This window comes from Bordetella genomosp. 8, from assembly GCF_002119685.1.
Taxonomy (GTDB): domain Bacteria; phylum Pseudomonadota; class Gammaproteobacteria; order Burkholderiales; family Burkholderiaceae_B; genus Bordetella_C.
Genome location: NZ_CP021108.1, coordinates 4707480 through 4732511, shown reverse-complemented (window position 1 = coordinate 4732511; position 25032 = coordinate 4707480). Strand labels below are relative to the sequence as shown.

Below are 25032 nucleotides of genomic sequence, written 5' to 3'. Positions count from 1 at the left end.
GCCACGTCGATCGCGTCCTCTCGGAGGCAAGGGCCGTGACCGTCGCGGCGCAGGCGCCTTCGGTCGCACATCCCCTGCTGGTGCTGCTCGATTTGTGCCGCCGCGCTCGCGCGGCGGACAGCGCGATCGAGCTCGCCTTCATGATCGTCAATGATTCCCATGCCCTGGCGCCGTACCGGCAAGGCGCGCTGTGGCTGGCCGATAAGGGCCTGGAATCGCTGTCCGGCGTCGTGGAGCCCGAAGCCAATGCCCCGTACGCACAATGGCTGGCGAAGGTTTGCCGCGTCCTGCATGACCGGTCCGCGTCCGCGATGCCGGTCACGGCCGCCGATTTGCCGGACGCCCTGGCCGACGAATGGACGGAGTGGCTGCCGTCGTACGGCTTGTGGCTGCCCTTCGGTGGGCGCCCCCGCGAAGGTGGGGGCGGCGGCTTGTTTCTCGCGGCCGACGTTCCATGGTCCGACGAGGCCATTGCCTTGATGGTGGAGTGGGTCAGCGCCTGGCATCACGCCTGGCGCGGGCAGGGCGCCGCCGCGGGGTGGTCCTGGCAGCGCGCCAGGGTTACCGCCAAAGCCGTGGTCGAGCGCGAGCCCGGCAAACCTTGGTGGCGACAGCGATGTACCTGGGTTGCCGCGCTGTTGCTGGCGATACTGTGCTGTCCGGTGCGCTTGTCCGTGCTCGCGCCGGGTGAGCTGGTGCCGGCGGATCCTGCGGTTATCCGCGCTCCCGTGGACGGGGTGGTCGCACAATTCCAGGTCCAGCCCAATCAATTCGTGAAGGCTGGCCAGGCGCTGTTCAACTTCGATGAAGCACCCATCGCCACACGACTGGAAGTCGCCAGGCAGGCGCTGGCCGCGGCGCAGGCTGAATACCGGCAATACGCCCAGCAAGCCTTGTCCGATTCCAAATCCAAGGCGCAGTTGGCCATCCTGAGCGGCAAGATCGAAGAAAAGCAGGCCGAGGCCGACTACGCGCGCGGTCAGTTCGAGCGGTCCCGTGTGACCGCGCCGCGCGACGGCATCGCGCTCTTCGACGATCCCAGCGAATGGATAGGCAAGCCTGTGCAGACGGGCGAACGTATCATGCGCATCGCCGCGCCGGACGACGTGGAAGTCGAGGCGTGGCTGCCCATCGGCGATGCGATCCCGCTGAAGAGTGAGGCCATGGTCGAGCTTTATCTTGCTTCCGCGCCCTTGGACTCGGTGTCGGCGCGCTTGCGCTACGTCGCCCATGACGCCGTGCCTCGTCCCGACGGTAGCTACGCCTACCGCGTGCGGGCCCGCATCGACGGTGCCGCCGGCCAGCGAGTGGGGCTGAAGGGCACCGCCAAGCTGGTCGGCGACCGGGTGCCGCTGGTCTATTGGATGTTGCGCCGCCCATTGGCCACCATCCGGCAGCACGTCGGGTTATGAGGCGGCCCCCATGAAGAACCTCCTGCCCCTGCTGCGCGAGGAACTCGCGTTGATGCCGGGTCCGGTGCTGGCCGACGGCCAGCCCAGCCATACGCTGCACGATCCGGTGCGGAACAGGTTCTTCCAGATCGATTGGCCCACATTCGAGATCCTGAGCCGCTGGCACTTGGGCGAGCCTTCCGCGCTCGCGGCGGCCGTCAGCCGCGAAACCACCTTGCAGGCTGGGCACGACGACGTCGCCGACGTCGTCGCCTTCCTGCGCGACAATGAGTTGCTCAGGCCCCAACCCGGCGCCGCCGCGGACTACGCGCGGCAGTTGCGCCGGCGTCGAGGCGGATTTGGGACCTGGCTACTGCATAACTATCTGTTCTTTCGCATACCGCTCTTCAAGCCGGATGCCTGGCTGGCCCGATGGGCGCCGCGCCTGTCCTTTTTCTATTCGCGCGCATTTCTTTGCCTCACGCTGGCGGCCTTGGGCTGGGGATGGGTCGAGGTGTATCGCCAGTGGGACCGTTTCACCGCCACGCTCGTAGATACCATCTCCTGGTCCGGGCTGGCCAGCTACGCCGTCACGCTGGCAGCGGTCAAAACGCTGCACGAACTGGGCCACGCGGTGACCGCCAAGCGACTGGGCTGCAAGGTCCCTGCCATGGGGGTGGCTTTTCTCGTCATGTGGCCGGTGGCTTACACCGACACCAACGATGTCTGGCGGCTGACGCGACGGCGCCAGCGGCTGGCCGTGGTGGGCGCCGGCGTGGCGACGGAACTGATCGTCGCCGCCTGGGCCACCTGGGCCTGGGCAGTGCTGCCTGAGGGCACCGCCAAATCGCTGGCATTCCTGCTCTGCACCACCACCTGGATTGCGACCATCGCCATCAACATAAGCCCGTTCATGCGCTTCGACGGCTACTTCCTGCTATCGGACTGGCTGGAAATGCCCAATCTGCATGCCCGTGCGTTCGCGCTGGCGCGCTGGGATCTGCGCGAACGGTTGTTCGCCCTTGGCGAGCCGCCACCGGAGTATTTCCCCCGCCACCGCCGGGCCGGCCTGATCCTCTTCGCCTACGCGACCTGGATCTATCGGCTGGTGATTTTCCTGGGTATCGCGGCCCTGGTGTATGCCTTCTTCATCAAGGCGGTTGGCATCCTGCTTTTCGCCGTGGAAATCGGCTGGTTCCTGCTGTTGCCGCTGTTGCGCGAACTGCAAGCCTGGCGCAGGCGCTGGCCGGCGATCCGGGCGCGCCGCCGGGCCCGCCACAGCGCCATGGCCGCGCTGGGGCTCGCGCTCTTGCTGTGCATGCCCTGGCCCAGCCGTGTCGCCGTCAGCGCGTTGCTGCGCCCCTCGGATCAACTGGTGCTCTATGCGCCCACCCATGCGCGGGTCCAGGCCATGCCGGTGGCGGATGGACAGCGCGTGGAGCCTGGCGAGGTTCTGCTGCGGCTGTCTTCTCCCGATCTCGACGCGCGCAGGCAAAGCGCCCTGGCCCGTATCGAAAGCCTGCGCTGGCAAACCTCCGCCGCGTCCTTCGACAAGCAGCAACGCAGCCAACTGCAGGTATCGCGGGAACAGCTGGGGGCGGCCGAAGCCGAAGTCGCGGCGGTGGACGCGGACGCCGCGCGCTACGTGCCGGTGGCGCCTTTCGCGGGCGTCCTTACCGATGTGAATCCGGAGGCCCGGCCAGGGGTGTGGATGGCCAGGCAGGAACCGCTGGCCCGCCTGGTTTCCAATCAGGGGCAGATGGCGATCGCCTACCTGGACGAGGATGAGCTGAACCTGATTGCCGTCGGCGATACCGGGAAGTTCTACTCCGACACGCCCGAGGGGCCCGTCGCCCGCATCGAGATCACTGGCATCGATCGCGATACTAGCCGGACCTTGCCCGAGCCGGAGCTGTCCAACCTGTTCGGCGGCAGCGTGGTGGCGCGGGAAAAGAACGGCCAGTTCTATCCGGAACGCCCCATCTATCGCGTGAGCATGAAAGTGCTCTCCACGGACGCGACCGCGACCCAGCATGCCTGGCGGGGCACGGTCGTGGTATTCGGCAAATGGGCCGTGCCAAGCTGGCGCTATCTGCGCAGCGCAATGGCGGTGCTGCACCGGGAAATCGGGTTCTGAGGATCCTTTGAGGCGGGTGCCGGAACTCGCGCAATGCCGCCTGGCCGGAGGCATCGCCGCAACGCTTTATCCAGGCGCGGACCGGTCGCAGGACCGTCCGCGACTTGGCTAAAGGCGTCGGCGCCTCCATATCTGGTGTAATACCTTCTCGATTCGGTCTCTTTCCATCCCATGAGCAACGACCTGTTCGCCGCCGACCCGGCGCAGCGGGCCCATATCCCGCTAGCCGAACGCCTGCGCCCGCGCACCCTGGACGATGTCGTCGGCCAGTCGCACCTGCTGGGCGAGGGCAAGCCGCTGCGCGTGGCTTTTCAGTCCGGCCGCCCGCATTCGATGATCTTCTGGGGACCGCCCGGGGTGGGCAAGACGACCCTGGCGCGCCTGATGGCCGATGGCTTCGACGCGCATTTCATCGCCATTTCGGCGGTGCTGGGGGGCGTCAAGGACATCCGCGAGGCCGTGACGTCCGCCCAGGTCGCGCAGGGCCAGGGCCGCCGTACCATCCTGTTCGTCGACGAGGTGCATCGCTTCAACAAGGCGCAGCAGGATGCCTTCCTGCCCTACGTCGAAAGCGGCCTGTTCACCTTCATTGGCGCGACCACGGAAAACCCTTCCTTCGAGGTCAATTCCGCCCTGCTGTCGCGCGCCCGGGTCTATGTGCTGCAATCGCTGACCGCGGAAGAGCTGATGCAGCTGATCGATCGCGCGCTGGTCGAACTGAATGCCGGCGTACCCGAGGCGGAAGCCATGCGCTTCGACGACAGCGCGCGGGAGCAACTGGCCGGCTGGGCCGACGGCGATGCGCGTCGCCTGATCAACGCGGTGGAAGTAGTGGCCGAATCCGCTCGCACGGCGCACCGCGACGTGGTCGACGCCGAATGGCTGGAAACCTCGCTGTCGCAGAACCTGCGGCGCTTCGACAAGGGCGGCGACGCCTTCTACGACCAGATCAGCGCCCTGCACAAGTCGGTGCGGGGTTCCGACCCGGACGCCGCGCTTTACTGGTTCGCCCGCATGATCGACGGCGGCGCGGACCCGCGTTACCTGTCGCGCCGCATCGTGCGCATGGCCATCGAGGACGTCGGCCTGGCCGACCCGCGCGCCACCGAGCTGGCGCTGAACGGCGCCGACATCTACGAGCGTCTGGGTTCGCCCGAAGGCGAGCTGGCCTTGGCGCAGGCGGTCGTGTACCTGGCCTGCGCGGCCAAGTCCAACGCCGTCTACAACGCCTACAACGCGGCGCGCCGCTACGCTGCCGAAAACGGCAGCGCGCCGGTACCCATGCACCTGCGCAATGCCCCGACCAAGCTGATGAAGCAACTGGGGCATGGCCACGCCTATCGTTATTCCCACGACGAGCCGCACGGCTACTCGGCGGGCGAGCATTATTTCCCCGATGGCCTGAATCCCACCTTCTATCAGCCGACCGATCGCGGCCTGGAAGCTAAAATCCAGCAGAAGCTGGCCTTCCTGCGCGATTTGGACGCCCAGGCCAAGTCCGGCAAACGCTAGGGCCCCGCACGGCGGCCCGGCCCCGCAACCCCGTCTTCCAGAGAATCATGCTAGACCCCACCCTGCTGCGCAAAGACCTGCAAACCGTCGTCGACCGGCTCAAGACCCGTGGCGTGCAATTCGACATGGAGCGCTTCAATGCGCTGGAGTCGCGCCGCAAGTCCGTGCAGACCGAAACGGAATCCCTGCAGGCACGCCGCAATGCCCTGGCCAAGCAGATCGGCCAGCTCAAGGCCAAGGGTGAAGACGCCAGCGCCGTGATGGCGGAATCGCAGGCCTTGCCGGCGCGCCTGAAGCAGCTGGAAGAAGACCTGGCCCAGGTCCAGGAACAGCTGACCGAGCTGCTGCGCGTGGTGCCCAACCTGCCGCATCCCAGCGTGCCGGTGGGCGCGTCCAGCGACGAGAACGTCGAAGTGCGCCGCTGGCTGCCCGGCGCCGCCGGGGCGGACGGCAATCCCCCGCCGCTGGGTTTCGAGCCCAAGGACCACGTCGCCGTCGGCGAGCCGCTGGGCCTGGACTTCGATACGGCCGCCAAGCTGTCGGGCGCACGCTTTTCCTTCATGCGCGGCCAGATCGCCCGCCTGCATCGGGCGCTGGCGCAGTTCATGCTGGACCTGCACACCGGCCAGCACGGCTATACCGAGTGCTATACGCCCTATATCGTCAACAGCTCGACGCTGTACGGCGTCGGCCAGTTGCCCAAGTTCAAGGACGATATGTTCTGGGTGACCAAGGGCGGCGCCGACGATGGTCCGCGCGAAGACGAGCACGGCAAGCCTTATGTGCGCGAAGACCAGTTCCTGATTTCCACTTCAGAAGTCACGCTCACGAGCGTGGCGCGCGACGCCATCCTGGCGGAGGCCGACCTGCCCCTGAAGCTGACGGCGCACACGCCGTGTTTCCGATCGGAAGCCGGCAGCGGCGGCCGCGATACCCGCGGCATGATCCGCCAGCACCAGTTCGACAAGGTCGAAATGGTGCAGATCGTGCAGCCGGAGAAATCCTACGATGCGTTGGACGAGATGGTCGGCCATGCCGAGCGCGTCCTGCAGCTGCTGGGCCTGCCCTATCGCGTCATGCTGCTGTGCACCGGCGATATGGGCTTCAACTCGGCCAAGACCTTCGATCTTGAAGTCTGGCTGCCGGCGCAGAATACCTGGCGCGAGATCTCGTCCGTGTCGAACTGCGAAAACTTCCAGGCTCGCCGGATGCAGGGGCGCTTCCGCAATGCCCAGGGCAAGCCGGAGTTCGTGCATACCTTGAACGGGTCCGGCCTCGCGGTAGGCCGGGCGATGGTCGCCGTGCTGGAAAACTACCAGCAGGCCGACGGCAGCGTCGTGGTCCCGGAGGCCTTGCGGCCATATATGGGGGGCATATCGGAGCTGCGCCCCTGACCCGGTAGTTGCCGCCCTCAAAAATAAAACCCGCCTAGGCGGGTTTTATTTTCAGGACCGATCAGCGATGGTGTCCCGGGCCGCCGTGGGGGCCGCGGCCGCCGTGCCAGCCTTCACGGTAGTAATGGGGGCCGCCGTGATAGTACGGGCGGGGGTAGTAGTAGGGACGGGGCGCCACGTACACCGGACGCGGCGCGACCACCACCGGCGGCGGCGCGACGTAGACCGGAGCGGGAGGCGCCACGTACACCGGCGCGGGGGGCGCGTAGACCGGCGCGGGTGCCGCATAGACCGGCGCACCGATGACCACCGGCGGCACGCCGATCGAAATACCCACGTCCACGCGAGCCAGCGCGACGCCAGAGGCCAGCAGTGCGGCGGCGCCGAGGCCGGTAACTATCCAACGTTTGAACATGATGTACCTGCGCTTTGCTGCCGTGGCAGCGGGATCAATGACGACTCTATTTTCAGGGAAAACTCGGCTGGACACCTTCGTTTAGTCTTATGAAAAGGCGACAAACCGCTACATCGCCGGCGCCGATTCATGTTTTTTTAGGTACTTGGGGAATTTTGTGTAATGCCTGCAAGGGCATAGCGCCTCGCGCGAAATTGGATGAAACACCTGTGCTCTACATATGCAGCGCCGAGGCCTTAACACCTGTTTACAAAGCCGGGGCGAGCGCCTGGGGCGGGCGGCGCCTCCCCAAGGCCAAATGCCATTCGTACTCGGAAAATGTTTATCGCTTTTGGTTTCTTTGGCGCAATAAAGGCGTCCTATTCCGCACGGCACAATGCCGCTCAAATGGATGCCATCCCGGCGTCTCGAAACAGTCTAGGGAGTTCACATGGAAACTCGTATGGTCAATGGCTTTCGGGTGCGTTGCGCGGTGGCCGCGGACGAAGATCGCAAATACCGCGTGCAGGTGTGGACTCGCAAGGTCGGCGTGAACGCACCGGAGAAATGCTGGCCCATGGCCGGCGGCCCCATCTTCACGTCCCAGGACGAAGCGGAGCGCAACTGCCGCCAGCTTTTCCAAGGCATCCGCGGCGTGCGCTACAACGGCGAGCCCGAGTATTCGCGCAACTGAGCAATTGCCCGCTACACTGCCGCTTTTCGACCGAAGGCGGCGGTGCGATGGGTTATGAAAACCTGTTCTGGGGAATGGCCACCGTGGTGGCCATTGCCATTTTGGGCGGCGCTTTCTGCGCCCGCGCCGGTCGGATCGGCAACACCCTGGCTGGATGCGCGGTCATCGCCGTCGTGAACGGCGCCGCCGTATTGTTCTTCACACTCACCAGCGATTTCGCCGACCAGGCGCCCATGCTGGCCGTCGCCACCATCATGTTCACGCTGGTGATCAGCGCGGCCGCCGCCCTGGCCATGCGCAGGCTGCTACACAAATAAGCCGAGCAGCAGGCCCGCCGCATCAAGGGGGCTGGCTCGCGCCGATTCCTTGCGAGGCGACGGGCGCCGCGGTGCTACACCACGAATCCGGCCTGTTTGCGCAGCGCCAGCGTATCGCCGCCGCCCAGCGCTTCGACGAACTCCCTGGCCCGGGCCGGATCGCCGGCCTTGCTGCAGCAGGCGGCGGTATAGACGGTGCTGAGACCGTATTCCTTCGGCAGTTCCCCCACCAGCGTGACGCCCGGCGTGTAGAGGATTTCCGTGACCTGGGTGCAGCCCACCATATTGTCGCCCGTGGTCTTGGCGAGCTCGCCCATGGCGACCGCGCCGTTGGGATATTCGTGGATGCGGTCGGCCAGCACCTGGTCCAGGCCCAGCCTGCGCAGCACGTCGGCGATGTGCTGGCCGGCGGTGGATTGCTTCAGGTGCGGAACGTACAGGCCGCGCGCGGCGGCCAACGTGCCTTTCAGCGCCGCGCCGTCGGCGACGCCCACCGGCGGCGTGCCGGTGCGCACCGCCACGCCCGTTTCCACGCGGCCCAGCGGGCGAGCGCTTCCGGCCACGACGTGGCCCTGCTTTTCCAGTTCCTTGATCAGCGCGTCGGAAAGAATGATCACGTCGCACGGCTCGCCCGCCAGCAGCTTGTCGCGCATGGTGCCGACGGCGCCAAAGCTGGCGGCCAGGGTGCCGCCATGGCGTTGTTCGAATTCGGCCTGCAGGCCGGTGACGACGGCTTTCGCGGCGCCGCCGCTGAAGAGGTTCAGTTTCATCGATGTCCTTTGTAGCGAGTGGGCGTATTCACGCGATGATGGCGTATCGGGTCAGGCCGCGTCTTCCATGGCGGCGACGATGCGGTCGAAAGTCAGCGGCAGGTCGCGCACCCGCACGCCGAGCGCATCGAACACGGCATTGCCGATGGCCGCCGCGGTGGGCCCCAGCGAGCCTTCGCCGGCGCCGACGGAGTCGTCGCCCGGATGCTGGACGATCGCGATTTCCACCTCCGGCACCTGCGAGAAACGCAGCATGGGGTAATCCTGCCAGTTTTCGCCCAGTACGCGCGTGCGGTCGAAGCGCGCGGCTTCCATCAGGGTCCAGCTGACCGCCTGCAGGGCGCCGCCTTCGATCTGCTGCCGTACGCCGTCGGGATTGATCACCAGGCCGACGTCCACGGCGATCCACAGGCGCCGCACGCGCACCTGCTCCTGCACCTCGACGTCGGCGATAACGGCGCAATACGCGCCGGTGTTCTTGTACCGGGCGAAGCCCAGGCCGCGGCCGTTGCCTTCGCCGCGCGGGTCCACGCGGCTTTCCCATCCGGCCATCTGCGCCACGCGGCGCAACACCGCCACGCCACGCGGATCTTCCAGGTGGGCCAGCCGATAGTCCAGCGGATCGGCCTGCGCGGCGCGCGCCAGTTCGTCCATGAATGACTCGATGGCGAAAACGTTGCCGTAGGCGCCCAGGGCGCGCAGCGACGAGGTGCGCAGCGGCACATCCAGCACGCGGTGGCACAGCACGTCGGTGCTGGGGAAACGATAGATCGGGTCCGCGTTGCGATCGGCGCCGCCGCCCGCGGCGCGCGGCGCATCGACCGAATGCAGCCGTTCGGACGGCTGTTCCAGATACCACGATCCCAGCAATGTCGGCGTCGCCGAACGGCCCGGCCGCAGGCCATGGCCCGGGCTCCACAGTTCATGGCGCCACGCGAAGATGCGGCCGTCCTCGCCGACGTCCGCGCGCAACTCGATCGCCATGGCGGGACCATGCGGCGACCAGTTCAGTTCGTCCGTGCGCGACCATTGCACGCGCACGGGCCGCCCCGGGCAGCGCCGGGCCAGCCATGCGGCGTCGTAGGCGACGTCATCCGCGCCATTGTGTCCATAGCAGCCGGCGCCTTGCACGTGCCGTACGACGATGGCGTCCTCCGGCAAGCCGAAGGCCAGGCTGAGGTCCTTGCGCAGGTTGAAGATGCCCTGCGTGTGGCTCCAGACTTCCAGACTGCCGTCGCCGGCCAGCGCCAGCGCGCAGGATGGGCCGATCGAGCCGTGCTTGATGAAAGGCTTGGTATAGGCGGCGCGCAAGGTCCGCAGGGGGGCGCCGGCGTGCGGCGGGGCGGCCGCCGCGTCACCGAGCTGCAAGTCGACGCAACGCAGCGACTTCAGCCAGGCGGGCAGGTCATCCACGTCCGGCAGCGTGGCGCGTTCGCGCCAGCGCGCGGATCTGGCCAGCGCGCCGGCGGCGCGTTCCGCGAGCGCTTCGGTCCGCGCCACCACGCCCATCAGCGAGCCGTCGCGCGCCACGGCGATCACCCCGGGCCATTGCGATACCGTGTCCGCGTCCCACTCCAGGAACTCGGCGTCCGGCGAAGGCGGCCGGATCATGCGGCCGTGCGCCATGTCCGGGAGCACCAGATCATGGATGAAACGAAATTCGCCGAAGACCTTCTGCGCGATATCCGCGCGCGCCCGCGACGTGCCCACCACCTGGTAGTTGTCTCGCTTCTTGGGCGCGATGCCCGGCCGCGCCGCGCAATCCAGCAGGCCATCCCCGGCCAGGTCCCAATAGCTGGCCAGGCTGCGTCCGTCGTGCTGGATGACGCCGTCGGCCACGGTCAACGCGGCGGCAGGCAGGCCCGTCTGTTGGGCGACCTTGTCGATCATCAGCGCCCGGGCCTGCGCGCACGCATGCCGCAAGGCGGATCCCGAGTGTTGTATGGACAGGCTGCCGGAAGTGACGGCCTCGTCGGGACTGAGCGACGTGTCGGCGGCTACCATGCGGATGCGCTCGAACGCCACGTCGAGTTCTTCCGCGGCGATCTGCGCCAGGGCGCTCAATATGCCCTGGCCGATCTCCACCTTGCCGGATCGCACTTCGACATAGCCTTCGGCATCGACGCGCAGCCAGGTCGAAAGGCGGCTGTTCGCCTGCAGGCTGGGGGGCAGGGCCGTCATTGTCCGTCGTCCTGTCGGGCGCGCGGCATGCCGTCGGCCGCGCGGTGTATCGCCTTGATGACGCGCAATTGCGTGCCGCAGCGGCACAGGTTGCGTTCCATGCCCTCGCGGATCTGCGTGTCGGACGGCTGAGGACAGCGATGCAGCAGGGCCGCGCCGGCGACCAGCATCCCGGACGTACAGTAGCCGCATTGCGCCGCCTGTTCCGCGATGAAGGCCGCCTGCAATGGGTGTGGGTCCCGTGGCGTCCCCAGGCCTTCGGAGGTCACCACGCGCTTGCCCGCGACCGCCCACATGGGGGTGTCGCAGGCCGGCACAGCGTGCTCGTCCAGCAGGACGAAGCAGGCGCCGCATTCGCCGACCCCGCAGCCGTAGTGGCTGCCTTTCAGGTCAAGATCGTTGCGCAGTACATCCAGCAGCCGCCGGTCGCCGTCCACGCGCAGCGTCGTGGCCCGGCCGTTCAGCGTGAAGGCGATGGCGGCATGATCGGCGCTTGCTTCCGGCATGGCGATCAATCCACCTTGATGTTCGCCGACTTGACGATCTTGCCCCACTTGTCGATATCGCCCTTCAGGAAGTCGGTGAATTGCTCGGGCGACATCTTCATCGGCGTGACGCCGCTCTTCGCCCATACCGATGTGATCTGCGGATCGCTGACGATCTTGGCGATCTTCGCGTTCAGGAAGTCCACCACGTCCTTGGGCGTGTTCTTCGGCGCGAGCAGGCCCAGCCAGATGGTGGCGGTGTAGCCCTGCACGCCCGCTTCCGCCATGGTCGGCACGTCGGGCAGCACGTTGGAACGCTCGTTGCCGGTCGTGGCCAGCGCGCGCACCTTCTTGGTCTGGATCAGGTCGGTCATCGTGCTGACGGCGTCGAACATCATGTCGACCTGCCCGCCGAGCACGTCGGTACGCGCACCGCCGCTGCTCTTGTAAGGGATGTGCACGATATTCACGCCGGCCAGGCTCTTGAACAGCTCGCCCGCCATATGGTACGGGGTGCCCGTGCCCGAGGATGCATAGTTCAGCTGGCCCGGCTTGGCCTTCGCGGCCTTGATCAGGTCCTGCACGCTCTGGATCGGCAAGCCTTCCCGCACGACCAGCACCAGCGGCGCTTCGTTCACCGGCGCCACCGCCGTGAAGTCCCGCATCAGGTCGTAGGGGCGGTTGTTCAGCAGCGTTTCGTTGACGGTCTGCGTGTTCGACATCATCAAGAGCGTGTAGCCGTCCGGAGCGGATTTGGCCACGTACTGCGTGCCGATCACCGCGCCCGCGCCAGGACGATTCTCGACGACGAACGATTGCCCGGTTTCCTGGCCCAGGTGCTGCGCGAGCACGCGGGCGTAGACGTCGGCCGATCCCCCCGCGCCGAAGGGCACGATGATGGTGACCGGATGATTGGGGTAGGGCCCCGCGGCGGAGGCGGTGTTCGCGCCCAGCGCAGCGCAGGCGAACAGGCCCGCGACCGTCAGGCCGCGCAGGAAGGTTTTCATTCTTGTCTCCAGAAAGGATGCATCGTGCTTGCTTGTGTGCCCGGCAAGGGGCGGCGCCTCATCGCAAGGCGCCGCGATATGCCGTTTCTCGTTTCTTGTTCTTGCGCGCGAGTATCAGGCGACGGCGTTTTCCAGCACGCCGATACCCTGGATCTCCATGCGCATCACGTCGCCCGACTTGACGAACTTCGGCGGATTGAAGCCGATACCCACGCCCGCCGGGGTGCCCGTCGCGATGACGTCGCCCGGCTGCAGCTCGATGCCGGCCGAGATCGTTTCGATCAGGGTGGGGATGTCGAAAATCAGCAGGGAAGTATTGGAATTCTGGCGCAGCTCGCCGTTGACCCAGCACTTGACGTCCAGGTTGGTGGCGTCCAGTTCGTCGTTGGTCACCACGTACGGCCCCATCGGGCAGAAACCGTCCAGCGCCTTGCCGAGGAACCATTGGCGATGCAATTTCTGCAGGTCGCGCGCGGTGAAATCGTTGACGATGGTGTAGCCGAAGATGTGCTTGAAGGCATCGGCCTTCTTGATGCCGCGGCCGGGCTTGCCGATCACGATGGCCAGTTCCACCTCGTAGTCCAGCTGCTGCGTGACTTCCTTGTGCGGGGGGATCTTGTCGTTGGGGCCGATGACCGTGCTTGCCGGCTTGGTGAACACGACCGGCGCTTCCGGCGCGTGTTCGCCTTCCTTGGCGCTGCTGTCGAAGCCGGATTTGCTGAACTCGGCCGCGTGTTCGTGGTAGTTCTTGCCCACGCAGAAGATGTTGCGGCGGGGCTGGTCGATGGGGGCCAGCACCTTGGCCTGGTCCAGCGATTTGCCGGCGCCGGTCGGCACCAGCTTGGACTTCAGTTGTTCGTACTGTTGGACCAATTGGACCATGTCGCCCGCAAAGCCGGGCACGAGTTCGGAAACCGGCCAAAACTGGCCCTTGTCGGTGTCCACAACGGCGATAGTACGCTGCCCCTGAAGGGAAAGCTGGGCAAATTTCATGGCGACTCCATAGTCCAATTGGTCAAAACAGGCCGTAATGTAGAACCAATTTGGGCCCAGCGCAAGACCGATTAGCAAAAAATATTGACCAATTGGTCCTGTTTCTTTATGCTCCGCGCATGGATATCAAGACTACCGCGCAGGCCGGGGACGGGGAAGCAGAAGCGGCCCTGCGTTCGCCGGGCGCCAAGGCGCTGTCGCGCTACCTGCGCGACGAGATCCTGGGCGGACGGCTCAGGGCCGGTGTGAAGCTGCCGCCGGAACGCGAGCTCAGCACGCGCTTTGGCGCTTCCCGGGGCTCGGTGCGGCGCGTGCTGTCGGACCTGCGCGAACGCGGCCTGATCACGCAATCAGTCGGCAGCGGCACTTTCGTGTCGGAACAGGCGGAAGCCATGGCGCGCGAGCATGCCTTGCCGCATCTCGATGGCAACGTCAGCCCCGCCGAACTGATGGAGGCGCGCCGCCTGATCGAGCCCCTGTTGCCAGGCATGATCGCGCGCAACGCCACCGCGGCCGACTTCGCCATGATGGCCGAATGCCTGGAGCAGTCCGAAGCCGCGTCGAGCATCGATGACTTCGAATATTGGGACGGAGCCTTGCACAAGGCCTTCGCCGTGGCCACGCACAATGCTTTTTTCATGCGGATCCTGGAGTTGATGAACAAGGTGCGGGAGCAGGGCGAATGGGGGCGGCTCAAGCGCAATTCCCTGACCCCGGCGCGTCGCGCGCAATACGAACAGCAGCATCGCGCGATGGTGGACGCCTTGCGCGACCGCGATGCGGGCCAGGCCACTGCCTTGATGATCGAGCACCTGGACCAGATCCAGCGCAATCTGTTCGGGGAATAGCAACCGGAGGGCGGCCGTGCCGGCGACATCCGCCACACCGGCGCGTCTACTGGGGGGCGGCGCCCGGAAGCGAGGAGCGCCGCCCGGTCAGCGCCGCGTCGACCTGGCGCTGGCCGCCGGCAGTGCGCCCAGCGCGCGCTCCTTCAAGCCCCGCACCATGCGGACATAGACCTGCGGATCGTCCAACGCGCGCGCCAGCACCAGCCCACCCTGTATGCCGCCGACCATCTCTTCGGCCAGGTCGCGCGCCGCCGCGCCGCGCAGTCCGCCCTTGTCGAGCGCCGCGGCCAGCGCATTCGTCCAATCGCGAAAATACGATGACACGGCCTGCGCGAAACGATCGCGTTCATTGCCCAGTGCGAACACGCCGACCAGGCAAACCTTCCTGCCCGACAAAAAGTAGCGCGACACTTCGTCGAACATCGCCGCCACGCCGTCGGCGGCGGACGGCGCCTGGCGCAGCGGCGCGTAAATATTGCGCTGGAACCAATCGTCGATATGCGCCAGGACGGCGGCCGCCATTTCCTCCTTGCCGCCGGGAAAGAAGTGATACAGGCTGCCTTTGCCCAGGCCGGTGCCCTCGGTGATGCGGGCCAGGCTGGCCCCTTCGTATCCATAATGGCGGAATACTTCGGCCAGCACGGAGACGACGTCCTTGCGTTCCGCAAAGGTTCTTGGCATGGGTGCTCGCAATCGGGGCGCCGGGCCTTGGCGCCTCCGTGTCGTGGTCAAAGTCCCAGGTCGCTCAATCCCGGATGGTCGGCGGGGCGCGCGCCCAGCGGCCAATGGAATTTCCTGTCCGATTCCTGGATCGGCAGGTCGTTGATGCAGGCATGACGGAAACGCATCAGGCCCGCGTCGTCGAATTCCCAGTTCTCATTGCCGTAGGAGCGATACCAGTTGCCCGAGTCGTCGTGCCATTCGTAGGCATAGCGCACCGCGATCCGATTGCCGTCGTGCGCCCACAGTTCCTTGATGAGCCGGTAATCGAGCTCCTTGCGCCATTTGCGGGTCAGGAACTCGACGACTTGCGCCCGCCCATTGACGAACTCGGCACGGTTGCGCCATACGGTGTCTTCCGTATAGGCCAGCGATACCTTGGCCGGATCGCGGCTATTCCATCCGTCTTCGGCGAGGCGGACTTTCTGCACGGCGGATTCATGGGAAAAGGGCGGAAGCGGAGGACGAGTGGTCATGGCGCACCTGGACGAGGAGTATGCCGAAACGGCGTAAGAGGATGCGTCGGCGCATGCCTCAATTGATCTGGATCAAACGATAGCGCATCGTCTGTACCGATTGGTACGTACTGTACCGTGCAGTACAAGATGACGCAAGCTCGATTTCCTTAGCTGATGGTGTCCGCCCGGCGCCCTCATCGGATGCGCATTGGCGTTGTGCTTTTGAATTCTGTCATCCGCGCACATCGGCAGGGATGCGCGGGTAGACTTTGCGAGACGGATCATCGTTTCGCAACACACCGAAATGTCGACAATCTCGGGGGCGCCAGGCATGTGGCTGCGGTAACGCGAGATTTCTCTTCGATCGCATTATCGAGCTTGGCTTTTGAGTAGCGTGTCGGGTATTTTTGCGGCATTGTGTGGGACCGATCGTTATAAAGCCAATACAAATGTCGACGCATACTTTATCGGCCGGGGTGCCGATCTATCACCAGATCGCGCAGGTTTTACGCCGCAGGATCGAGGCTGGGGAATGGGGTCAGGGCAACCATCTGGCGACGGAACAGGCGCTCTGTCGCGAATTCGGCGTCAGCCGCACCACCGTGCGCCATGCGCTCAGCCAGCTCAAGCGCGAAGGGCTGTTGAGCAGCCAGCGCGGCGTGGGCACACGCCGCGTCGGCGAGCCGTCGCGCAGCAAATATGTCAGCAATCTGTCGGACCCATTGCATGCAAGCCTGGCCAGCGATCCGCGCGTGGTTTCCATGGAAATGGCGGCGGCGCGCGGGGCGATCGCCGCGTTCCTGGGCTTGAACGAAGGCGAGCCCATCCTCAGGCTGATCCGCGTTCATTACCTGGACGGCGAGCCGCTGTCCGTGGTGGAAAGCTATCTGCCGGCCATCATGCAAGGCGCGATGGACCAGTTCCCGCTGCGCAGCCTGCACGACATCATGTGGAATGACTTCGACCTCAAGGTCGCCAAAAGCGTGCACACCATTTCCGTGTCGCGCGCCGAAACCTATGTGGCGGACCTCCTGAACATCGGCCTGGGCGATCCCGTCATGCACGTCCAGGCTTCCACGTACTTGCAGGATGGGCGTCCCATCCGCTGGACCGACAATTTCTTCCGGGAAGACCGGTACCAGTACACCTCCGAGTTTTTCTGGGAGCCGCCTCAGCGTACGGACGCGGGACCTTCCGCTACCTGAACAGGGAGAAGTCATGAAAGCGCGTCGCCTGATCGCCTTGCTGTGCCTGGCGGTATGCAGCAGTATTGCCCACGCCTACCCGGACCGCCCGATCAGGATCGTGCTGGGCTTTCCCGCCGGTGGCGGCGCGGATGTCGTGCTGCGCACCGTGACGCCAGGACTGGCGGAAGACCTGGGCCAGCCCGTCATCGTGGACAACCGGCCGGGCGCGGGCGGCAACCTGGGCATGGATATCGTGGCGAAGGCGGCGCCCGATGGCTATACGCTGCTGATGGCCGCCCCGGGCCTGGCCACCAACGCCAGCCTGTACGAGAACCTGCCCTTCGATCCCGCCACGGACTTCAAGGCCGTCGGGATGGTCAGCAGCGTGGCCAACGTGCTGGTGGTGAATCCGGCCCTGCCGGTGTATAGCGTCGCGGACCTCATCGATTACGCCAAGCGCCATCCGGGCGAATTGAACTATGCGTCTTCGGGCATCGGCACGTCCCTGCACCTGGCCGGCGCGCTGTTCGAGCGCGACGCCGGGGTGAAGCTCACCCACGTGCCGTATCGCGGGGGGCCTGCCGCCACCACCGACCTGATCAGTGGGCAGGTCCAAATGATGTTCAACGTCCTGCCGCTGGCGGTGCCGCAGGTCAAGGCCGGCAAGCTGCGCGCACTGGCGGTGACGGGCCCGACGCGATCGCCGGCCTTGCCCGACGTGCCGACGATGATGGAAGCGGGGCTCAAGGGCTATACCGCCATCACATGGAACGGCATCGTGGCGCCCGCCGGCACCCCGTCGCCCATCATCAACCAGTTGAATGCCGCGCTGCAAAGGGTGCTCGACCGCCCGGACGTGCAGAAGACGTTCGCCGCCATGGGGCAGGACGTCGTCAAGGACACGCCGGAAGAGTTCGACGCCATGCTGAAGGCCGAGACCGCCAAATGGCACCAGGTCATCGAGTCGGCCGGCATCAAGGCCGAGTGATCCCAGCCGATCGACCCCAGCCGATCGACCCCAGCACAAGTCAAGGATATTCATGCAGCCCCGCCGCTACGGCCCTTTTCCCTATATCCCCATGCCATCCCGCCCCCGGTTCGCGCTGCCCAATGGCGCCCGCGTGGCCTTGTGGGTGAACCCCAATGTCGAGTTCTTCGGCCTGGACGACGTCATGCCCGGCCGGCAGAACGAACGCGTCCCGCGCGACACCGCCCACGTCCCCAATGTGCGCAACTGGTCGTTGCGCGACTACGGCAACCGCGTCGGCATCTGGCGGCTGATGGATACCCTGAGCCGCTACGGCATCCGCGCCAGCGCGGCCTTGAACAGCGAGGTGTGCGACCAGCATCCGGAAATCATCGCCGAGGCCGTGCGCCGCGGCTGGGAATTCCTGGGGCACGGCATCACCAATACCGTGCGCCTGGACGAGATGCCCGCCGAGCAGGAGCGGCAGGCGATCTTCGACATGGTCGACCGCATCGAAAAGGCCTCCGGCACCCGCCCGGTCGGCTGGCTGGGACCCGCGCTGTCGGAAACCTGGCGATCGCTGGAATACCTGTCCGAAGCGGGTATCCGCTATGTCTGCGACTGGGTGAACGACGACCAGCCCTACACCATGGAAGTCGGCTCGCCGCGCATGGTGTCCATACCCTACAGCGTCCAGACCAACGATGTGCCGGCCTACTACGACATGAAGGTGTCGGTGCCGGAATTCGAAGCCATGATCAAGCGCCAGTTCGACGTGTTGTACCGCGAAGGCGAGACATCGGGACGGGTCATGGCGATCGCGGTGCATCCTTTCGTGACGGGGCTGCCGCACCGCATAGGCGCGCTGGACGCGGCACTGGAATATATCTGTGGCCATGAAGGCGTATGGCTGGCCACGGGCCGTGAAATCCTGGAGCACTACGTCCAGAGCGATTTCGCCAGGGCCATGGAGCCGCTGCCCCCGCCCGGTAAGGCCTAGTGCAGGGTGAGGCCGGCGGCGCTCATCATCCAGCGCACGATCAGCGCGACGCCGCCCAGGACCGCCACGCTGGCGGCCCAGATGACGATCAGCCAGGCAAGTCGTTTCCAGATACGCATGGGATTCCGTCGGGCCGCCTCAGTGATAGCCTTCGCCGCGCCGCACCTTGCCGCGGAAGACGTAGTACCCCCAGGCGGTGTACATGAGGATGACCGGCACGATCAGCAGGGCGCCCACCAGTGCGAATCCCATGCTTTGTGGCGGCGCCGCCGCATCCCAGATCGACACGCCCGGCGGGATGACGTTGGGCCACACGCTGATGCCCAGGCCTGTATAGCCCAGGAACACCAATCCCAGCGCGCAGACGAAAGGCGCCGCGTGCGCGTCGCGCCGCACGGTCCTGACCAGCAGGTACACGCAGGCCAGCACCAGCAGCGGCACCGGAGCGAAATAGAACAGGTTGGGCAGGCTGAACCAGCGATGGGCGATGCCCGGATCCAGCAGCGGGGTCCAGACGCTGATCACCACGATGGCGGCCAGCACGGCCCAGGCCGAGCCCGTCGCCATGGCGCGGGCGCGCGCCAGCAGGGTGTCGTCGGTCTTCATCACCAGCCAGGTGCTGCCCAGCAGGGCGTAGGCGGCCAGCAGCGCGATGCCGGTGAATACGCTGAACGGCGTCAGCCAATCGAAGGCACCCCCGGCGTAAGCGCCGTTGGCCACCTTGATGCCGCCGATGTACGCCCCCAGGGTCACGCCCTGGAAAAACGTCGCCAGCACCGAACCGCAGATGAAGGCCTTGTCCCACCAGTGCCGGTGCTCGTCGCTGGCCTTGAAGCGGAACTCAAAGGCGACGCCGCGAAACACCAGGCCGATCAGCATCAGGATGATGGGCAGGTAGAGCGCGCTCAACACCACGCTGTAGGCAAGCGGGAAGGCGGCGAGCAGCCCGGCGCCGCCCAGGACCAGCCAGGTTTCGTTGCCGTCCCACACCGGCGCCACGGTGTTCATCATGGTGTCGCGGTCTTCCTTGGCGGGGAAGAAGGGAAACAGGATGCCTATGCCGAGGTCGAAGCCGTCCATGATCACGTACATCATGACGCCGAACAGGATGATGACGGCCCAGATCAGCGGAAGATCGATACCCATGTTCAGCTCCCCGATGCCGATGCCAATGCGGCGGCCGGCGGGCGCGTGTCGTCTGACGCCGCGGACAGCGGCCGCATGGCGTGGTGCTCCTCGCCCGGCCCGCCATCGGGGGGCGCGTCGCCGTGGTCGCCTTGCGGCCCCTTGCGGATCAGCTTCAGCATATAGGCCACGCCCGCGCCGAACACCACGAAGTACACGACGACGAACAGTGCCAGCGTGAAGCCCAACTGGCCGGCGCCATGCGGCGATACGGCGTCGGCCGTACGCATCACCCCGTAGACGACCCAGGGCTGGCGCCCGATTTCCGTGGTCATCCAGCCGGCCAGGATGGCGGCCAGGCCCGCCGGCCCCATGCACAAGGCGAAGCGCAGGAAGCCGCGCTGCGTGTACAGCCGCTGTCCGCGCCGCAGCCACAGCCCCCACACGCCCAGCAGTATCATCAGCACGCCCAGTCCCACCATCGCGCGGAACGTCCAGAACACCACGGTGGCATTGGGGCGGTCGGCGGGCGCGAACTCGTTCAGGCTGGGCACCTTGCCGTCCCAGGAGTGCGTCAGGATCAGGCTGCCGAGGCGCGGCACTTCCAGCTTGTAGCGGGTTTCCTGTTCGGCCATGTCGGGTATGCCGAACAGCAGCAGCGGCGCGCCCGCGCCGGGCGCGGGCTGTTCCCAGTGGCCTTCGATCGCGGCGATCTTGGCGGGCTGGTGCGCCAGCGTGTTGATGCCGTGCATGTCGCCGATCAGGGCCTGCACGGGCGCCACCAGCAATGCCATCCACAAGGCCATGGACAACATCTTGCGCACCGCCGGCGTGCCCTGGCCGCGCAGCAGGTGCCAGGCGGCGCTGGCGCCGACCAGCAGCGCGGTGCTCAGGTAGGCGGCCACCACCATGTGCGCCAGGCGATAGGGGAAGGAGGGATTGAAGATGACCTGCAGCCAATCCACCGGGACGGCGCGGCCGTCGATGATTTCGTAGCCCTGCGGGGTCTGCATCCAACTGTTGGATGCCAGTATCCAGGTGGCGGATATCAGCGTTCCGATGGCGACCATGACAGTCGACAGCATGTGCAGGCCCGGGCCCACGCGATTCCAGCCGAACAACATGACGCCCAGGAAGCCCGCTTCCAGGAAGAATGCCGTCAACACCTCGTAGGCCAGCAAGGGACCGGTGATGCCGCCCGCGAAGGTCGAAAAGTAGCTCCAGTTGGTGCCGAACTGATAGGCCATCACCAGGCCCGACACCACGCCCATGCCGAAGTTCACGGCGAAGATCTTCAACCAGTAGTGGTACAGGTCGCGGTACAGCGTCTTGCGCGTGGCCAGCCACAACCCTTCCAGCACGGCCAGATAACTGGCAAGGCCTATCGTGATCGCCGGAAAAATGATGTGGAAGGAAATGGTGAACCCGAACTGTATCCGGGCCAGGGTCAAGGCATCCAGGCCTAACATGGTTGTTTCCTCCGGGACGCGTGCCGGCCCGCGGTTGTGGTGGCGCCCAGCATACCGCCGCCGTCGGGCGGCGGTACAGGCTCAGTACCCCCTGTCGGGATACGGTGCAGTTGGCGCCGTTGACGCAGTTGGCGCGGTTGACGGTTGGCGTGCCGTGCCGCGCGCACCGGTGGTCGATCCTGCCGGGACATCAGGCCCGCGACATCAGCTGGCGGCAATGGCGCGCCATCTGCCGTTCTTCTTCGGTGGCGACCACCATGACGGCCGGGCCGGGCACCGCCGGCCCGATACCCAGGAAGCCCAGCGGCGCGACGATGCGGCGGCGGATGTCGGCGCTATGCTCGCCGATGCCGCCCGTGAAGACCAGCAGGTCGATGCCGCCCATCAGGGCCGCATAGGCGCCTATCTGCTTGCCGACCGCGGTGGTGAAAACGTCGACCGCAAGCGCGGCGTGCGCATCGCCGGCCGCACGGCGAGTCAGCAACGCCTGCATGTCGCTTTCGCCTTCGGCCATGCCGGCCAGCCCGCTTTCGCGATTGATCAGCGTTTCGAGGCTGTCGGCATCCAGTTGCTCCGTGCGCATGAGGTACAGGATCACGCCTGGATCCAGGTCGCCGCTGCGCGACCCCATCGGGATGCCGCCGGCGGGCGTCATGCCCATCGTGGTGTCGATCGACCTCCCATCCTGCACGGCGCACAGGCTGGCGCCATTGCCCAGGTGCGCGAACACGGCCCTGGAGGGCAGGTCGGCGCCCAGACGGCGCACCAGCGATTCGTAGGAAAGCCCGTGGAAACCGTAGCGCGCCACGCCGGCTTCGGCATAGCGGGCGGGCAAGGGCAGGCGGGTGGCGCGCGCCGGCATGGTCTGATGGAAGGCCGTGTCGAAGCAGGCGTACTGCCCGGCCCGCGGCCAGAGCGTGCGGGCGCGCTCGGCCAGCTCCAGGGCCACGGGAATATGCAGCGGCGCGAAATGTACGGCCTGGCGCAACTGCGCCATGACATCGGGCGTCAGCGCCTGGTGATCGCGCAGGTGCGGGCCCCCGTGCACGATGCGATGGCCGACCGCCGCCGGCGGGCCCAGCCTGACCTCCGCCAGCGTGCGCGCCAGGATATCCAGCGCATGAGCCTGCGTGGGCATGTCGTGATCCTGTTCGACCAGTATCTTGCCCCCGGCGTCGCGTACCCGCAGATGCCCGTCGGCGCGCCCGACTTGTTCGGCCGCGCCTTCGGCCACGGCGGTTTCATCGTTGCCGTCTGGGCGAAACAGCGCGAATTTCAGCGATGACGACCCGCTATTGAGCACCAGGATGGGGGATAAGTCGGCAGGCATTCGGCAACCTCGTTGGATGGTGCGGAGACCGGCGCGGTGTCGGCCGCGCCGGTCTCCCGGTTGGCTTACGTCGACCACGTCCAGTCGCGGATATCGTCGCGGTCTATGCCCTCGGCATGCGCGTGATCCGTGTGGACGATGATCTGATCGCGCAGCCATTCCTTGACGTGCGCGCCACGGCTCTGCAGCGCCGGCACGCGATCGATCGCGTCGATGGCCAGGTGGAAGCGGTCTATCTGGTTCAGCATGGCCAGCTCGAAGGGCGTGTTGATGCTTCCCTTTTCCTGGTAGCCATGCACGTGGATGTTCTCGTGGTTGCGCCGGCGGTAGGTCAGCTTGTGTACCAGCGTCGCGTAGGAGTGGAAGTTGAAGATCACGGGTTTGTCCGTGGTGAATAACGAATCGAAGTCGCGGTCCGACAGGCCATGCGGATGATCGGTGTCCGGCATGAGGCGGAACAGGTCGACGACGTTCACGAAGCGGATCTTCAGCCCTTCGCATCTTTCCTTCAGGATCTGGACGGCGGCCAGCGCTTCCATGGTCGCCACGTCGCCCGCGCAGGCGATCACCACGTCGGGCTCGCTGCCATGGTCGGTGGACGCCCATTCCCAGATGCCGATGCCCTTGGTGCAATGCTTGATGGCCGAATCGAGGTCCAGGTACTGCAGGTGGGGCTGCTTGTCGGCGACGATCACGTTGACGTAGTCGCGCGTGCGCAGGCAGTGATCGGCCACGCTGAGGAGGCAGTTGGCGTCCGGCGGCAGATAGACCCGCACCACCTCCGGGCTCTTGTTGCAGACCACGTCCAGGAAACCGGGATCCTGATGGGTGAATCCATTATGGTCCTGGCGCCAGACCAGCGACGTGATCAGCAGGTTGAGCGACGGGATCGGCGCGCGCCAGCTCAATTCCAGCTTGGCCTTCTCCAGCCATTTGGCATGCTGGTTGAACATGGAATCAATGACGTGCACGAAGGCTTCATAGGTCGCGAAGAAGCCGTGGCGTCCTGTCAGGACATAGCCTTCCAGCCAGCCTTCCAGGGTGTGTTCGCTGAGCATCTCCATGACGCGGCCGTCATGCGCCAGCTCGCCGCCGTCCTCGTCCACAGGCAGCGTTTCCGCCATCCAGGTCTTGGGCGATACCTCGTATACGGCCGTCAGCTTGTTGCTGGCGGTTTCGTCGGGACCGAACAGGCGGAAGTTGTTCATATTGCGCGCCATGACGTCGCGCAGGAACGTGCCCAGCACCGCGGTCGGCGACACGTAGGTCGCGGCGGGCGCCTTGACCTGGACCGCGTAGTCGCGGAAATCGGGCATGTCCAGCGCCTTGCACAGCAGGCCGCCGTTGGCATGCGGGTTGGCGCTGATGCGGCGATCGCCTTCGGGCGCCAACGCGCGCAGGAAAGGCATGGGCGCGCCTTTTTCGTCGAACAGCTCTTCGGGGCCATAGCTGCGCAGCCAGTTTTCGACCACCTTCAGGTTGGCCGGATTGCTGGCGGGATCGGCCACGGGCACCTGGTGCGCGCGCCAGTAGCCTTCGACGCGGTGTCCGTCGACCATGCGCGGCCCGGTCCAGCCCTTGGGACTGCGCAGGACGATCATCGGCCAGCGCGGGCGTTCCAGATTGCCTTCTTCGCGCGCGCGGCGCTGGATGGCGGCGATCTCGTCGAAGCAGCGATCCATCGTGGCCGCCATCGCGCGATGCATGGCCTGCGGTTCGTCGCCTTCGACGAAGTAAGGGCGATGGCCGTAGCCTGTCAGCAGGGCTTCCAGTTCCTCGCGCGGGATGCGCGCCAGGATGGTGGGATTGGCGATCTTGTAGCCGTTCAAATGCAGGATGGGCAGCACCGCGCCATCGCGCACCGGATTCAGGAATTTGTTGGAGTGCCAGGACGTCGCCAGGGGCCCCGTTTCGGCTTCGCCGTCGCCGACCATGACGGCGGCGACCAAGTCCGGATTGTCGAATACCGCGCCGTAGCCATGCGACAGGCTGTAGCCCAGCTCGCCGCCCTCGTGGATGCTGCCCGGCGTCTCGGGCGTGCAATGCGAACCGATGCCGCCAGGAAAGGAGAACAGCCGGAAGAATCGCTGCATGCCCGCTTCGTCCTGGCCGCGATCCGGATAGATCTCGCTATAGCGGCCTTCCAGGTAGGCGTGCGCCAGCGTGGCGGGGGCGCCGTGCCCGGGCCCCGATATGAACATCACGTTCAGGTCGCGCTGGCGGATGAGCCGGTTCAGGTGGACCAGCGTGAAGGATTGGCCGGGGTCCGACCCCCAGTGCCCCAGCAGGCGGCGCTTGAAATGATCCGCCTGCAGGGGTTCGCGCAGCAGCGGATTGGCCCGCAGGTAGATCATGCCCGCCGCAAGGTAGTTGCAAGCGCGCCAGTACGCGTGCATGGCCTGCAATTCCTCGTCGCCTGGCGGCGGGTCCTGCGTGACTTGCACGGGGGGTTGGGAGAGCGTCATCGTGCCGGCTCCTTGCCGGGCGCGCGCCCGGCGCAAGCAAACCATCCGTCGCACGTCAATGTGCTGCCGGAACGGGTTCGGGGTGAAATCCAGGGCCGCGGCGGCGTGGCGTGGCCAGAATCGCGCAGCGCAGCAAGGCATATGCCGCGCGGCGGGCTTTTACGCATCGCGCGCGTGGCGGTAACATC

Annotated in this window: 23 protein-coding genes; 10 read left to right on the top strand and 13 right to left on the bottom strand. The window is 66.1% G+C overall.

Annotation, left to right across the window (positions count from 1 at the left end; genetic code table 11):
- Positions 1-35 precede the first annotated feature (35 nt).
- From CAL12_RS21450 to serS, 4 genes are all read left to right on the top strand, one after another.
- A complete protein-coding gene (locus tag CAL12_RS21450; RefSeq protein WP_232464590.1) occupies positions 36-1412 on the top strand; it encodes an efflux RND transporter periplasmic adaptor subunit in 1377 nt (458 codons plus the stop codon).
- 10 nt (positions 1413-1422) lie between these two features.
- On the top strand, positions 1423-3528 hold the full coding sequence (locus CAL12_RS21445) for a site-2 protease family protein (protein ID WP_086066470.1): 2106 nt from the start codon (positions 1423-1425) through the stop codon (positions 3526-3528).
- A 171-nt stretch (positions 3529-3699) separates the two neighbouring features.
- Positions 3700-5040, top strand: coding sequence for a replication-associated recombination protein A (locus tag CAL12_RS21440; protein ID WP_086066469.1), 1341 nt, complete (start codon positions 3700-3702; stop codon positions 5038-5040).
- Between the two features lie 47 nt (positions 5041-5087).
- On the top strand, positions 5088-6434 hold the full coding sequence (serS, locus tag CAL12_RS21435; RefSeq protein ID WP_086066468.1) for a serine--tRNA ligase: 1347 nt from the start codon (positions 5088-5090) through the stop codon (positions 6432-6434).
- A 61-nt stretch (positions 6435-6495) separates the two neighbouring features.
- Here the strand turns inward: serS and CAL12_RS21430 are convergent, their stop codons facing one another.
- Positions 6496-6849 carry a hypothetical protein gene (locus tag CAL12_RS21430; protein WP_086066467.1) on the bottom strand — a complete coding sequence of 118 codons (354 nt, stop codon included), beginning with the start codon at positions 6847-6849 and terminating at the stop codon, positions 6496-6498.
- A gap of 430 nt (positions 6850-7279) precedes the next feature.
- On the opposite strand from CAL12_RS21430, the gene CAL12_RS21425 reads away from it, so the two are divergent.
- Positions 7280-7522 (top strand): hypothetical protein, encoded by a 243-nt coding sequence (locus tag CAL12_RS21425; protein ID WP_086066466.1) that lies wholly within the window; start codon positions 7280-7282, stop codon positions 7520-7522.
- Positions 7523-7569: 47 nt separating this feature from the next.
- Positions 7570-7839, top strand: a complete 270-nt coding sequence (locus tag CAL12_RS21420) for a hypothetical protein (protein ID WP_086066465.1) — start codon at positions 7570-7572, stop codon at positions 7837-7839.
- Between the two features lie 74 nt (positions 7840-7913).
- Here the strand turns inward: CAL12_RS21420 and CAL12_RS21415 are convergent, their stop codons facing one another.
- The 5 genes from CAL12_RS21415 to CAL12_RS21395 form a co-directional block, all read right to left on the bottom strand.
- Positions 7914-8609 (bottom strand): molybdate ABC transporter substrate-binding protein, encoded by a 696-nt coding sequence (locus tag CAL12_RS21415; protein WP_086066464.1) that lies wholly within the window; start codon positions 8607-8609, stop codon positions 7914-7916.
- 51 nt (positions 8610-8660) lie between these two features.
- Positions 8661-10790, bottom strand: a complete 2130-nt coding sequence (locus CAL12_RS21410; RefSeq protein ID WP_086066463.1) for a xanthine dehydrogenase family protein molybdopterin-binding subunit — start codon at positions 10788-10790, stop codon at positions 8661-8663.
- Positions 10787-11296 carry a (2Fe-2S)-binding protein gene (locus CAL12_RS21405; protein WP_086066462.1) on the bottom strand — a complete coding sequence of 170 codons (510 nt, stop codon included), beginning with the start codon at positions 11294-11296 and terminating at the stop codon, positions 10787-10789. The genes CAL12_RS21410 and CAL12_RS21405 overlap by 4 nt, the downstream gene beginning before the upstream one ends.
- Before the next feature lie 5 nt (positions 11297-11301).
- The gene (locus tag CAL12_RS21400; RefSeq protein ID WP_086066461.1) at positions 11302-12282 is read right to left on the bottom strand and encodes a Bug family tripartite tricarboxylate transporter substrate binding protein; all 981 of its coding nucleotides are present in this window, start codon (positions 12280-12282) and stop codon (positions 11302-11304) included.
- A 114-nt stretch (positions 12283-12396) separates the two neighbouring features.
- Positions 12397-13275: a fumarylacetoacetate hydrolase family protein gene (locus tag CAL12_RS21395; RefSeq protein WP_086066460.1), complete on the bottom strand. Its 879-nt coding sequence runs from the start codon at positions 13273-13275 to the stop codon at positions 12397-12399.
- A 119-nt stretch (positions 13276-13394) separates the two neighbouring features.
- On the opposite strand from CAL12_RS21395, the gene CAL12_RS21390 reads away from it, so the two are divergent.
- Positions 13395-14123 carry a FadR/GntR family transcriptional regulator gene (locus tag CAL12_RS21390; RefSeq protein ID WP_086066459.1) on the top strand — a complete coding sequence of 243 codons (729 nt, stop codon included), beginning with the start codon at positions 13395-13397 and terminating at the stop codon, positions 14121-14123.
- Between the two features lie 87 nt (positions 14124-14210).
- Here CAL12_RS21390 and CAL12_RS21385 read toward each other — a convergent pair whose 3' ends face one another.
- The gene (locus CAL12_RS21385) at positions 14211-14804 is read right to left on the bottom strand and encodes a TetR/AcrR family transcriptional regulator (RefSeq protein WP_086066458.1); all 594 of its coding nucleotides are present in this window, start codon (positions 14802-14804) and stop codon (positions 14211-14213) included.
- A gap of 47 nt (positions 14805-14851) precedes the next feature.
- Complete coding sequence (locus tag CAL12_RS21380; protein WP_086066457.1) at positions 14852-15319, bottom strand: nuclear transport factor 2 family protein; 468 nt, start codon at positions 15317-15319, stop codon at positions 14852-14854.
- 431 nt (positions 15320-15750) lie between these two features.
- On the opposite strand from CAL12_RS21380, the gene CAL12_RS21375 reads away from it, so the two are divergent.
- The 3 genes from CAL12_RS21375 to CAL12_RS21365 are packed head-to-tail and all read left to right on the top strand — an operon-like array spanning position 15751 to position 18455.
- Entirely contained in the window at positions 15751-16506 is a 756-nt protein-coding gene (locus tag CAL12_RS21375) for a GntR family transcriptional regulator (RefSeq protein WP_086066456.1), read from the top strand.
- A gap of 13 nt (positions 16507-16519) precedes the next feature.
- Positions 16520-17476 carry a tripartite tricarboxylate transporter substrate binding protein gene (locus CAL12_RS21370; protein ID WP_086066455.1) on the top strand — a complete coding sequence of 319 codons (957 nt, stop codon included), beginning with the start codon at positions 16520-16522 and terminating at the stop codon, positions 17474-17476.
- Positions 17477-17528: 52 nt separating this feature from the next.
- A complete protein-coding gene (locus tag CAL12_RS21365; protein ID WP_198298289.1) occupies positions 17529-18455 on the top strand; it encodes a polysaccharide deacetylase family protein in 927 nt (308 codons plus the stop codon).
- Here CAL12_RS21365 and CAL12_RS21360 read toward each other — a convergent pair.
- From CAL12_RS21360 to CAL12_RS21340, 5 genes are all read right to left on the bottom strand, one after another.
- A complete protein-coding gene (locus CAL12_RS21360; RefSeq protein WP_086066454.1) occupies positions 18452-18574 on the bottom strand; it encodes a DUF2474 domain-containing protein in 123 nt (40 codons plus the stop codon). The genes CAL12_RS21365 and CAL12_RS21360 overlap by 4 nt on opposite strands.
- A gap of 19 nt (positions 18575-18593) precedes the next feature.
- Positions 18594-19601, bottom strand: coding sequence for a cytochrome d ubiquinol oxidase subunit II (gene cydB / locus CAL12_RS21355; RefSeq protein WP_086066453.1), 1008 nt, complete (start codon positions 19599-19601; stop codon positions 18594-18596).
- 2 nt (positions 19602-19603) lie between these two features.
- Positions 19604-21049 (bottom strand): cytochrome ubiquinol oxidase subunit I, encoded by a 1446-nt coding sequence (locus CAL12_RS21350; protein ID WP_086066452.1) that lies wholly within the window; start codon positions 21047-21049, stop codon positions 19604-19606.
- Between the two features lie 190 nt (positions 21050-21239).
- Positions 21240-22379: an acetate/propionate family kinase gene (locus CAL12_RS21345; protein WP_086066451.1), complete on the bottom strand. Its 1140-nt coding sequence runs from the start codon at positions 22377-22379 to the stop codon at positions 21240-21242.
- Positions 22380-22444: 65 nt separating this feature from the next.
- On the bottom strand, positions 22445-24844 hold the full coding sequence (locus tag CAL12_RS21340) for a phosphoketolase family protein (protein ID WP_086066450.1): 2400 nt from the start codon (positions 24842-24844) through the stop codon (positions 22445-22447).
- Between the last annotated feature and the right edge of the window lie 188 nt (positions 24845-25032).